The 12,853-nt window shown below is 43.7% G+C and carries 6 protein-coding genes; 1 reads left to right on the top strand and 5 read right to left on the bottom strand.

Annotated features, from left to right (window positions below; all coding sequences use genetic code 11):
* Nucleotides 1–6 precede the first annotated feature (6 nt).
* The 5 genes from BLP33_RS21990 to BLP33_RS21970 all read right to left on the bottom strand — a co-directional run bounded on the left by BLP33_RS21990 (nucleotide 7) and on the right by BLP33_RS21970 (nucleotide 11,186).
* A complete protein-coding gene (locus tag BLP33_RS21990; protein ID WP_090533166.1) occupies nucleotides 7–3,147 on the bottom strand; it encodes a SusC/RagA family TonB-linked outer membrane protein in 3,141 nt (1,046 codons plus the stop codon).
* A gap of 1,082 nt (nucleotides 3,148–4,229) precedes the next feature.
* The gene (locus tag BLP33_RS21985; RefSeq protein WP_090533164.1) at nucleotides 4,230–5,636 is read right to left on the bottom strand and encodes a sugar porter family MFS transporter; all 1,407 of its coding nucleotides are present in this window, start codon (nucleotides 5,634–5,636) and stop codon (nucleotides 4,230–4,232) included.
* Between the two features lie 7 nt (nucleotides 5,637–5,643).
* Entirely contained in the window at nucleotides 5,644–8,526 is a 2,883-nt protein-coding gene (locus tag BLP33_RS21980) for a glycoside hydrolase family 38 N-terminal domain-containing protein (RefSeq protein ID WP_090533163.1), read from the bottom strand.
* A 52-nt stretch (nucleotides 8,527–8,578) separates the two neighbouring features.
* Nucleotides 8,579–10,381, bottom strand: coding sequence for a class I mannose-6-phosphate isomerase (locus BLP33_RS21975; protein WP_254780220.1), 1,803 nt, complete (start codon nucleotides 10,379–10,381; stop codon nucleotides 8,579–8,581).
* A gap of 70 nt (nucleotides 10,382–10,451) precedes the next feature.
* Nucleotides 10,452–11,186 carry a GntR family transcriptional regulator gene (locus BLP33_RS21970; protein WP_090533162.1) on the bottom strand — a complete coding sequence of 245 codons (735 nt, stop codon included), beginning with the start codon at nucleotides 11,184–11,186 and terminating at the stop codon, nucleotides 10,452–10,454.
* Nucleotides 11,187–11,510: 324 nt separating this feature from the next.
* Here BLP33_RS21970 and BLP33_RS21965 point away from each other — a divergent pair, with 324 nt between their 5' ends.
* Nucleotides 11,511–12,809 carry a GH36-type glycosyl hydrolase domain-containing protein gene (locus BLP33_RS21965; protein WP_090533161.1) on the top strand — a complete coding sequence of 433 codons (1,299 nt, stop codon included), beginning with the start codon at nucleotides 11,511–11,513 and terminating at the stop codon, nucleotides 12,807–12,809.
* Nucleotides 12,810–12,853 lie beyond the last annotated feature (44 nt).

Genomic DNA, 12,853 nt, shown 5'->3' with positions numbered 1-12,853 from the left:
TATCATTTAGAAATTAACATTTACACCCGCGGTCATCACACGGACCTGCGGATACGCTTCGGCCCTTGTTTGATCTGTAGTTTGTTCGGGATCAAAGCCTTTGAATTTGGTGAATGTGAAGGCGTTTTGCACGTTCGCATAGATCCTCAATGAGCTTAAACCGATCTTCTTAATGGCAGCCGGACTTAAGGTGTACCCTAATTCAATATTTTTGATCCTCAGATAAGATGCATTCTCAACATAAAAAGAAGAGTGGATATTATTTTTTACGCCATCTAACGTGATGCGCGGATAAGTATTAGAAGGATTTTGCGGTGTCCACCTGTTTAACCACCAGGTGCCAAGGTTTGCAAAGCCGCTGAAAGGCGAAGCAATTTCATAGTAGGTATAACCTTGCATACCTTGTACGCCTTGTAAAAACGCGCCAAGGTCAAAGCCTTTCCAGGCCACATTGAAATTGAATGCATACGTTACACCTGGAAACTGCTTCCCGATAACTTTACGGTCATGATTTTGATCAACTATACCATCTCCATTAAGATCGGCATATTTAATATCGCCAGGTTGTGCGTTATAATCACTTACTTTAACAACACCTGGCTTAAGCGTATAAGTACGGCTTGCATAAGGTATAGACGCATCACTATTGTTTTGCCATGTAAAGTCGGCGATCTGGTAAATACCCGTCATCTGATAGCCGTAGAATGAATTGATAGCAGAGCCAACAACAATAGCTTTTGGTGATGTAAACTGCTGAGGTACATTCATAGCAAGGATCTTGTTGACAATGTGCGACACATTTAAAGAAGTCCTTAATTTAATACCATTATCAAATGCCTTTTTATACGAAATCCCGAGTTCGAAGCCCTTGTTTTGCACTTCACCTGCATTAGCCGTTGGAGCCGATTGAGCAATTGTTAGTGGAATCGGTTGGGTCAACAGCAGGTTTTTAGTCCTTTTGTCAAAATAATCCGCTGTAATTTCAATATTATTGTGCAAAGAGATGTCGAGGCCGAAATCAAGCTGCTGAGCTGTTTCCCATGTCAAATCTTTGTTAGTCATTGCGGTAATGGCAACACCCGAGTAAAGGGTTCCGCCAAACGAATAGTTCTGGCCCGAATTCAGAATATCGCTGCCATTATAATAATTGCTGATATTTTGATTGCCTAAACGGCCCCAGGAAGCACGAACTTTCGCAAAATCAAGCCAGCTCAGGTTTTTCATAAAACTTTCCTTCGATATCACCCATCCAGCTGAGAATGAAGGAAATGTACCCCACTGTTTTCCTTGTGCAAATCTGGAAGAGCCGTCCCTCCTGATATTGGCTTCAAATAAATATTTTTCATCAAAAGCATAATTGAAACGGCCAAAGTATGAGCGAAGGCCAAGAGCATAGCTGCCGGCATTATTTGTTTGCGTAGCTGCATCGCCAAGATTCAATATCCGCTGAGAATTATTTACAAAATGTGCACGATAGCCGCTTTGCCAATCGTAAGTAAACTCCTCTTCGCTATAGCCACCTAATAAATTGAATGAATGACGGTTAATGGTCTTGTTGTATTTTAGTAAACCGGTAAGTAATGAGTGGCCATCAATCTCGCTTGATGTAGTCAAATCAGAAGGTAACTGCGTAACTGTTCCGTTTTGGTTTTGTAAGGTTACATTGGCATGAAAGGCATTGCCGTTAGTAGAGATAACGTTATAACCGTAGGTAAGCTGCGCACTTAAACCGGGCAGAATTTTATACTCCGCTTCGGCCTGACCGCTGAAATTATAGCGTTTTGTAAGGTTTGTACTGCCCTCTTTAATTTCACCGTAATAGTTGCGTTCGCCATTAACAGAAACCCAGTTGCCGTTGGCATCTTTAAGCGGATGTATTGGCGCTAAGGTTGCGTACCATTCAGCGTTCCAAAGATCGGTTGGTTCATTTTTTATCCCTACGTTGCCGGATATGTTGCCCGAAACACGGAGCTTTTTATCTTTTAAATGATAGCTGTCAAGGTTAAGACGGAAGTCCGTTTTCTTGTAATTGGTAGCAACCAGAATCCCATCCTGATCCAAATGGCCAAGCATAAAAGAATAATTAACGTTATCACTTCCTCCTGTTGCACTTACCCGGTGGTTTTGCATGTAAGCATTACCATAGTATACATCAAAATAATTGATATCCGGATACATGGGGTTATTGTGAGCCGCGTACTTTTGGATTATCGAGTCGGGATATGTAGGAGGCGCTCCACTATTTATATCCGCCTCATTATGCAGTGTAGTATATTGAACCGAGTTTAGTACTTTAGGTAGCCTTGTCGGGCTCTGAATACCTGCATATCCGCTGTAATTAACACGGACTTTGCCTGCAGATCCTCGTTTAGTAGTAATTAAAACAACGCCGTTTGCAGCCCGGTTACCGTAAATAGCCGATGATGCCGCGTCTTTAAGCACCGAAATTGATTGAACATCATTAGGGTTCACGTCGCCTATAGCCCCGGGAAAGCCGTCAACTAACACTAAAGGAGAATTATCTCCAAAAGTTCCGACGCCGCGGATGTCGATGACAGTATTGTCATCTCCGGGTTTACCTGAACTTTGCAGCGCATAAACACCTGAAACTGTACCTTGTAGTGCCTGACCTGTATTTGTCAAAGGCCTGCTTTCCAGATCCTGCGTATTTACAATACCTACAGAGCCAGTAAGGTTTTCTTTCTTCTGCGTTCCGTAACCTACTACTACAACATCGTTGAGCGTTTTCATCGATGGCTGAAGCTTTATGGCGATATCAGTCTTTCCGCCTACGGCTATTTCAACTTTTTCGTAAGAGATGTAGGTTACAACGAGCACGGCATTTTCCGGCACATTGTTAAGTTGAAAGTTTCCCTTTATATCACTTAGCGTACCTTTATTAGTTCCTTTGACACTGATAGAAACACCTACCAGGGGCTGGCCGTTGGAGGCGTCTATGACGGATCCTTTTACAGTAATCGCAGCTTTATCAGGAACTATTTGAGCGATTATCAGACTGCTTTTGTGAATTAAATTTGGAATTGACGCGTTAGCACCGATTGGCAATATAAATAATGCCAAAGTTTTAAGTGTGGTGCGAAAACCCCTGGAATACAAATAATTTGAAATAAGTAATTTTCGTTTCATAATTGGGTTATTAATAATTTAGATTTTTGGGTATTGGCAAAAGACAGTTATGTAAACGCTGTTGGTATGTAAGGCACCAACAACCGAAAAGCATAATTTAAATGAAGCTTTCAGGGTTAACAATAAAGGACAATTGCCCGGGCAGTATTTATACCGACATTTCTCGAGATCGTTTTCAATTAAGATGCATGCTGCTTCCTTTTCCTGGGAGCATGCGCTGCGTTCGGTTTTTTTTCATCATGGGTTTAATTAACAGTATAATTGGTTGCACGAATGGTCATCTCTTAATGACCATTCGAGAGATGCAAAGTCTTTGAAAAACACAGAAAACAAAAGGGGCTAACCAGCAAAAAAGAGGGGACAAAAGGGAAATTTTTAGTTGAAAAAAGCACTTAGTGGATAAACCACAGCATATTGCTCCAGGGAGGCAATCATCTAATGAGAAAGCGTTTTGTAGCACTTATAGTCTTCAATTGCCACCGGTTTCGCCATTCAATTCGCATACCGGGCAACTGGGCAATGTAAGGCCAGCGGTTAAATGAACTGCACTTCTTGTAGTAATGATCACGTTGAGTTACACTGTACCAGGGATTAAAGGCGTTGATTGATGATGCCAGGCTGAAAATAGCCAGTACAGATAAAGCCAGGTCAGCATCAACTATGCGGACGGGCGGAAGATCGCTCCAAAGGGTACAATGGAAGCGTTGCCAGTGGAAGACGGCATCGTATCCCGTCTTGGAAGATCGGTGGAGGACATACTATTACACAAAGTTATTCGGTAAATACCGCTGCTAATGCCATCAGGCTTTGGGTGATAAGTACTGCTATTACCGGGGCCTCACAAAGCTCGATTTATCCGACCGGAAGTCCTGCGGCGGGCATACAGGCGGTGCATTTGCTTCAGCTAAAAACTAAGTGATTAAAAATATACCTTTTAGTTTATAAAGGACGTTAATGCCCTAAATAATACGATTGGGGGCGACCTGCGATACTCAAAAAATTGCCAACCTGTTGCTGGGAATGAACCTCAGGCGGAAGGTTAAGCAGCACTCTGAAGTGACCTTTCTGAATGCAAATTCAGGTTAGTGCCCAGCCCAGATTTCCTGAACCTCCTCCAACGATTTCCCTTTGGTTTCGGGAACCATTTTATACACAATCAGTAAAGAAAAAAAGCAACACGCAGCAAAGAACCAGAAGGTGACCGCCGGCCCGATTGAATTTAAAAACATAGGGGTTAGCTGCCCTACGATTGTATCTGCCACCCACATGGTCATGATGCTTAAGCCTAAAGCCCGACCTCGGATCCTTGTTGGATAAATTTCGGATGCGATAACGAATTTCAACGGGCCTATCGAGAACGCGAAACAAGCTAAAAATAGGATGATGCTAACAACTAATGCAATGCCGGTTGTAGCACCTGTATAAAAGCAAACGCCGGTAAAAATAAGGCAAACCGTGGCACCTAAAGCACCGGCTATATATAACGGTCTGCGCCCAATCTTATCAACTTTCCAAATAGCTATTAGCGTAAAAGCAAAGTTAGCAATGCCAAATATGATTTGGCTAAGCAGGGCGTTGCTGATATTGATGCCTGCATCGCTCAATATTCTGGGGCCATAATAAATAACGGCGTTAATACCACTGAACTGAGAGAACAGCGGAAGCAGCAAGCCAATTAGCAATGGTTTACGCATAGCTGGTGCAAATATCTCGCGGTAGGTGCCTATGTCACGGCTTTGGGTGTTCTTTATCAGTGTTACGTCTTTTAGAGCCGTTGCATAGTCGGTTACTTTTGAGAGGACGGCAATGCCATCGTCGGTTTTTCCGTTTTGAATAAGCCAGCGTGGGCTTTCGGGTACAAAGCACAGGCCAACAAAAAACAGCAGGGCAGGGATGGCGCCCAGGCCAAGCATGCTGCGCCAAACTTCTTTAACCAACACCAGATCGATAATTGTACCTAAGTAACTGCTCTTATGGTGTAATGAAAAATTAAGTAAACCGGCATTGGTAAGGTAAGCTACAAGAATGCCCGCGGTGATAGCCAATTGATAAAAAGTTACCAGGCGGCCGCGTATCCGTGCCGGGGCAATTTCTGATATATATAGCGGTGCCACAATTGATGCCACGCCAACACCCATACCGCCCAACATCCGGGCTAAAATAAGTAAGGTAAAGCCCGATGACAAGGCCGAACCCAGGGCAGAAAGCAAGAAAAGCACCGCCGATAACATCAGCATTTTTTTACGGCCTACCCGGTCGCTCAAGTCCCCCGAAAAAGCTACACCGATAATACACCCGATGAGTGCCGATGATACGAACCAGCCTTCGGTAGCGGCCGATAGCGCGAACTGGCTTTTCACAAACGGGAGCACACCCGAAATAACGGCCATATCAAAACCAAAAAGCAGGCCTCCTAATGTGGCTATAAGGGTTACAGCGGTTAAAAACAGGGCGGAGGTTTTGGTTTCCGGCGATAGTTTTTGTTTCATGGCGATTTTATTTTTCGATGCGTACAGTGATTATTCCTTTTGCCGGAATCTTAAAATTGTTATCAAGCGCGGCCACCTTTTCTTCGGCCAGATTGCTTTTCCAGATCTTTATCGTCGCTTTTGCTTTCGGAGTGATGTTCACTTCGCTATCACCGGTGCTCACTATCTGCGCAATAACGCCATTGCCATCATCGGCAGGTTTTAAGGATTCTACATAGATCTGCTTACCACCGATATTAAAAAACAGTTCGTCATTCTGATTATCCGAAGCGGAAACTACTAAAGGTTGATGATTATTAAGGCCAAACCGGTTGGCATCAAAACTATCGTATCCTAAGGCATGTGAACGGAAGATATAACGGAAGGTGGCCGGCCCTTTTTCCTGCTCGGCGCGGAAATTGGTATGCCATAAGTTGTTCATTACCCACGAATAAATCTTTGGCGACTGCGCCGTGAATGTTAGCCACTGCGGCGCGTGATGCAAACCACCAAGCAAATCGGCAGTTGTGATCTTGCCTATCTCAAACAAAGGCGCATCCGGACTTGACCAGGTAATACCGAACGCCGCGTTTGAAACATCAACCCAGCGCTGCATGGTAAACCAATTTTTATTGGCGTTAGGGAGTTGGTCGGCTTCGGCAGCAGCACTTCCCCATGGAATACTATAACGTACCTGCGCGCCTGGAACACTAAACGGAAACGCGAAGTGAACGCTCTCTTTAGAGCGAATACTTTCCTTATCAATGGTATTGATCAGCTCAATTTTATCAAGCCCGTTAACCAGCTTGATTTCGCGGGTTAAGCCATAGGCTCCGGGCGCTTTTGAGGTAACCAAAAGGCTCACCACCAATGGCCCATCTTCTTTAATGCTAATGATGGCGTCGGTACTTGTTTGCTGGCGCTGCAGCGAATCGCCGGGCATATAAATGTATTTGTTAAAACCGGTGCTATCCACCAATACCTGTTTTTTGCCACCCTCGATCTTTACAAGTTTGCTTATATCGCCGGTTTTACTGTCAATTGTGACAGTGTAGATGCCGTTAGCCAATCCGTTTAACGAAATGACAGCTTTGCCCTTTGCAAAAGCTTTACCACGGTTAATGGTGTAAGTTTTTTTACCAAACGCCGGTACCCCGATGGCGACAAAAGCCAGCTCGCCCGAGCTTAAGCGTTGCGATGGGATTGCATTGCCTGTTGCATCCTTAACCAGGTCGCCCGCTTTGCTTAAACCGGCCGGTACATAAACAACATCGGTACGCGGCCATGACAGTGTGTTGTAAACGTCTACCTTATTTGCTGCTGCTGTTTTTATAGCCAATATCAAATTGCTTAGCGAATCGGTTTGTTTTTGGGCGCTTAGTGCATAGCCTTTTTTAATAGTCCACTCGCTTTTAACTTTTGCATCTTCGGGGTCGTCAACGCTGTTATATGCGCCCCAGGTATGTTCATTGTAAAGCAGCAGGTTTTTCCAGGTGTCGTCAAAATCATCAGCAGGGTAGGCCCGTTTATTACGGATGGCCCAAAGGGCCGATGCCTGTTTTAGCTTATCAGATGTTTGGCGGCTGATGGCCGTTTCTTTCGCCGCTGACGACACGCCGTCCGTCCAGTACTCAGTATAATCGCCGGTGAACGACGGGATTTTGTCTTGATATTGTTTCTCAAAATCATGGAAAAACTGTTTTACCGAGGTGATCACCAGTTTTGGCGAGGCAAAATGTTCGTTCCAGCTTTTAACAGCATCGGGAAGTTCAGGATCGATAGGGGCGTTATCGCTCATTGCCCAGGTTAACAACGACATGTTATACGGGAAGTTATTTTGTTCCAGGCCGCCGAGATATTGGAAAAGGTGCGGGTTTAGAAAATTATCCGATGGGTGGCCAGTGTAAAAAGGTTTAGGATCTTCTATAGTAAAAAAATTAGGGATCCTGGTTCCTTTTAGCGCATAGCCTATCGAGTAAGGCTGGCATTGCCAGAACAGTAGTTTTTGTTTACCCGATGGCGAAATCCAATAAAATGGTTTATCCTGCCATTTGGCAAGGTTGCCTATCCTGTCGGATGCGTTTGGGCCTGATAAAAAGTATTTGATCCCGGTTTGTTCGCTTTGCGCAGCAAGACCCCAACTGGCGCCCGGCACATCGCCCTGGAACATGGTATGGATCTCAACCCCATTCGCCTTAGCCAGTTTTTGCGATTTGGCGAACATTTGCATCAACTGGTAGGAGTCTGTCATGCTGGTGTTGATATTACCGTAAGCACCATCCAAATTAATCCATCCTTTTTTCACCGCGTCCCAAAAGCGTTCTTTTTTAGCTTCATCTGCCGCTTTCAGGTAATTATCAACTACCCAAATGGCTTCTGTTGTCCATTTATAGCGGGCTTCCACTGGGTAATTGGCTGTTTTTTTAGCCAGATCAATAGCCTCATCAATATTATCCATGTGCAGCTTCAAAACCTTTGCCTGTGTGTTGGTGTAACCGATATCTACATGCGAGTGAGGGAGGATATATATGGTCCAGTTGTTACGGGCCGGTTCAACAATGCAGCGGGCCATATAGGTTTGCCCGCCGGAATTTAAGATAACCGTAACCTGTGCTGCCGAAGTTATTGGCGAGCCGGGAAGCGGAAGCTCAAATACATCAGTGCCCTCTTTACTGGCCGGTATTATAACATGATCGGTTATGCCATTGAAGGAAACGGTGGCCTCTGTGGCTGCGCAGTTTTTACCCTCATGAAATAACAGCCGGACCATTCTGCGGGGCTCGCCCTGGTAATTGATATAGGCTATTGTTGGTTGCAGGGTGATTCCATTAAAATGCTTACCACCTGTTTGCGCCATTGCTGATGTGCATATGAAAATGAATGCCGACAGGATGGAAAAAATCTTATTCATAACTTAGAAGGTTTTAAGAGGATGCGTTTTGAGTTTGATTTAAGCAGAGATATTAACAACATTCGTCTTTAACAAAAGCTTTGACAACCTTAACCCTTGTTTTGCCTGTATTTTTAAGTGTATAGCTTTTAACCGCGGCCGGAATAATAAAGGTTTCGGCATAATGAATAACCTGTTCACGATCGTTAGTGATCACTGCAATACTTTCGCCCTCAACCAGGCTCAATACATGGCATTGGTTATTGGTATCTTCAGTTATCTCGGTATCAAACTCAAAGCGCTCAATAGCGTAAAAGTGCTCAGGATGAGTTGATAGGTTAATGATCTCCCAGTCATGGCCTTTTTTTAAGGTGGTTTGTTTGGAGATGAGGGTTTCCGTCACTACATCACCTTTCCTTTCGAAATTGAGGTTTTCAAAGGCCCGGTCGATATTCAGCGTTCGTGGATTTCCGCTTAAATCGGGACGGAGCCAGTCGTACATTTTAAAGGTAAAGATGTACGGCGTGGCGCTGATCTCCAGTACCATATTATTTTTGCCCGAGCAATGTACCGTACCATTCGGGATCAGGAACAAGTCGTGCCTGGTTGCCGGGAAGGTTTGTACGTAGTCTTTGATCTCTACCGGTTCGTTTTGCTCAAAGCTGTTCTCTAAAACACTCCTGAATTGTTGTTTATTGATAGTTTCCTGGAAACCAAGGTAAACTTCGGCGCCTGGTTCTGCATCGAGGATATAATAAGTTTCATCCTGCGTAAAATCTTCGCCGAAGTTATCTTTAATGTATTCAACAGAAGGGTGGCATTGCAATGAAAGGTTGCCACCGTCAAAAGTATCCAAAAAATCAAACCGGATAGGAAAGGCATCGCCAAACCTGGCTGCCGCTTTGCCTAAAATGGCTTCGTTATCCAGTAACAGCAAAGTATCCAACGATACCTCTAACATATTGTTGCCGCTTTGCAGCAGAATGCCGTTCTCCGGGGCGATAAGTTCAAATGACCAGGCATAGTTTACAACATCTTTGTTCAAGCCATTGATGTTGTTTTTAATCCATTGGCCTCCCCAAACCCCGGGCTCAAACCATGGCCTGGCCCTAAACATGTGACTGGACATGGTTTTAAGTCCGTTTCTTAACGCATCGCCAGTTGTCCACGAAATTTTATTGATCCTTTGCTCATCGATGATTGCATCTATCGCAGGCAAAAGCTGTTTTTTATGCTTATTGAGTACCGGCCAATCTATAAAATAAAAACGTTTGTATTGATTTTTGGGATCGGAAGGCAGCTTTTCGCCAAGGTTGCAGATTGTGTTGGCCCTTGACCGGAACTGGATCTCATTTTTAGGAACATCGATATATAGCAATGTACATTTCCATCCGGCAAGAGCGGCACCCGCACCATACAATATGTTTAATTTGTTTGGTTCGGGTTTAAGACTTTGGAGCTTTTCTACATCAAAAAAATCGCTCAATTCTCCATCGTATAGCTTACCAAATAACGGGTCATCGCCACCATCGTAATTAGCGGTTATTTCATGAATATTGCTTTCCGGTTTTAATGCTTTATTTACATTAATCCAATTAGCCTGGATGTCTGAAGCGGCAAATTCATCGTTCAGACAGGAGATAAGTACATCCCAATATACGCCCGAATAACCATCTATAACGATATCATGGTTGCATGCAATGATCCAATTGGCTAAAGTTTTATAGCCGGTATATATTGGCCCGGCAATGTCGAAAGTGGGGTAAATGTCATACTCCTGCCTTTTCGCAGCTTTCTTCAAATCCGGAAGCAGAAACTGTTTGGTGTTCCTCATCGTTTCGATATTAACCGAGTTCGATAAAATAGATTTATTCATGCATTAATATGTTGTAATGTGCAAACATATTTTATTTCGTTTATATTCAAATAAGTCAAAAAAAATAAATTTAGGAACTGCGCCTGCTTTCTACCGTATAAACAAAGCTTTCCGCTTTATAATAGCCCAGGTTATACTCCATCGGCCGTTCGCCCTGGTCGTAAACAAACCGTTTCCTGATCAAAACAGGACTGCCCGGATCTATCTCCAGTTTACCTGCTATGAATTTATCGGCCGCCTTGGCGCTTATTTCTTCCTTTGATAGGTCTGCAACTACAGAATGCTCACTCTCAAGCATTTCGTAAAGTGGTTTCTTGAAATCTTCTTCGCCAGTAAGCCCGATCCTTGGATGAAAATACGAAATAAAATATACAAAAGCTTCTTCGGCGTTCCCCCTCAATCTTTCCATTTTCAAAATTTTCTTATCTGTTTTGATATCGAAAAAATTGGCTATATGATCTTCCGGAAAGACCCAGCTAATATGAAGCTCGTAATTTTTTATAGGGATGCTGCGGGCTTCCATCTCCTGTGTAAAGCTCAACCAATTCATTGATTTGGAGCTCATTTTGGTATGGGCCACTTTGGTTCCGAGCCGTTTTTTCCTCACCAGCAGCTCTTCATAAACCAGTTTGTTAATAGCCTGGCGTAAAGTGGTGCGCGATATAGCTAACTTTTTAGCAAGATCAACCTCGTTAGGCAATAATTTACCGGCCTGATATTCAGGCTCGCGGATGAGCTCTCTTAGCAGGTTCTCTGCCTGGATATGTAAGGGTATTGCGCTTTTATGATCGATGGAAATTTTCATAATGAATTAAGTGGCAAGGTAATAATTTATCAGGAAAACGGCAGGGGCCGGCATGTAGTGGTATCACCTTTGGAGGAGGAACATCTACGGAGCAGAAAAAGGTTGAATTTTTTATAATACGGTTTTGGGGTTCAGTAGCAGCTTCCTTTACTAAGGTAATTTTCTGACCTCTGTTCATTTTTTATCATGGTTAATAAAAAAACTTTGGAAAAACTTTGGAAAAACTTTGGAATATAATATTATGATACTATGTTTGTACATACTATAACAATCTGTCTCCATTTCTATCTGGTAAGGCAGTAACCTAATTACATATTTACCTGCATGAAAAAACGTTTACTCATTTCTACGGCATTGTCTTGCTTTATTTTTTCCATTGCCGGAGCGCAACAGTCCTCCAACAAAGCTTTGGCGGGGAAAATTCTTGCCGATATCCGGCTTGATACAGTCCAGGCGAAAGCTTTAAAACTGTTATCCGGTTTTTCTGCAGGTACATCTTACAGCGAGGTGTGGATCCGCGACTTCAACACTTTCATCAATGGCTCATTAAAAGTACATCCCAGAGAAGAAGTAAAAACCAAACTATTGATGTTTTTCCGCATCCAGGGCCAGGGCGGGGATATTGTGGATGGTGTGGTTGACAGCGCTAAAGCCAGTGTAGGTTATAAATATCGCTACTCATCCTTATTACCGGGTTGGGCAGCGCATAAAAACACGGTAGAGACCGACCAGGAATCGTCATTGATCCAGGCTGTGAAAAAATACATTGATTTTACCGGAGACCAATCTATTTTAAACGAGTGTATTGGTGGTAAAACGATTTTGCAACGAATGGAGGAGGCGCTGGCCTATCTGCATAAAGATCGCTGGTCGGAAAAATATGGTTTGATAACCGGAGCCACCACTATTGATTGGGGCGATGTGCAATCCGAAAACGGCTGGGGCGTGGCCATTAATGATAAAACCAAGTGGGCGTTGGATATTTATGATAATGCCATGTTTGTAAAGGCAGTTCAAGATTTCCTTGCGATGGCACCCCGAGGCTATAAAGCCCAAACTGATTGGAAGATCATTGCCGCAAAGGTCACTGCCAATGTTCGTAAATACCTTTGGGATGCTGCCGCTCAAAAATATATCCCGCATATCTACCTTAACGGCAGCCCTTTCTCTTCGGATTTTAATGAAAAAGGGATCTTATACACCGGTGGATCCATATGTGCTATCATAGCAGGGTTTAACACTCCGGCCGAAGTTTTGGAAATAAACAAACAAATGCTTGCAGCCGCGGCTAAAGAAAAGCATGCCACTATCGGCATTACAGTGTACCCTCCTTATCCTGAAAAGCAGTATCCAAACATGAAGCCCTATAGTTATCAAAACGGCGGCGACTGGACATGGTTTGGCGGACGAATGATAGCACCGCTCATTATCTATGGTCACCCGCAGGAAGCTTACGCCGAGTTGTCACCGATGCTCGACAGGATGCTTGCAAACAAGGGCTTTTTTGAATGGTATGATGTGCAATCCGGCACACCAAAAGGTTCGGGCGATTTCAGGGGTGAGGCGGGTGTTTTATATGATGCCATTACGGCACTAAGGCAATGGGCTGCTAAAAACCGGTAGTCTGCCAGCCGATAGGCTTACATAAACTAAAGCAAACTATAATC

The sequence above is a fragment of the Mucilaginibacter sp. NFR10 genome (genome assembly GCF_900100445.1).
Lineage (GTDB): Bacteria > Bacteroidota > Bacteroidia > Sphingobacteriales > Sphingobacteriaceae > Mucilaginibacter > Mucilaginibacter rubeus.
This window is presented reverse-complemented; position numbering and strand designations above follow the sequence as displayed.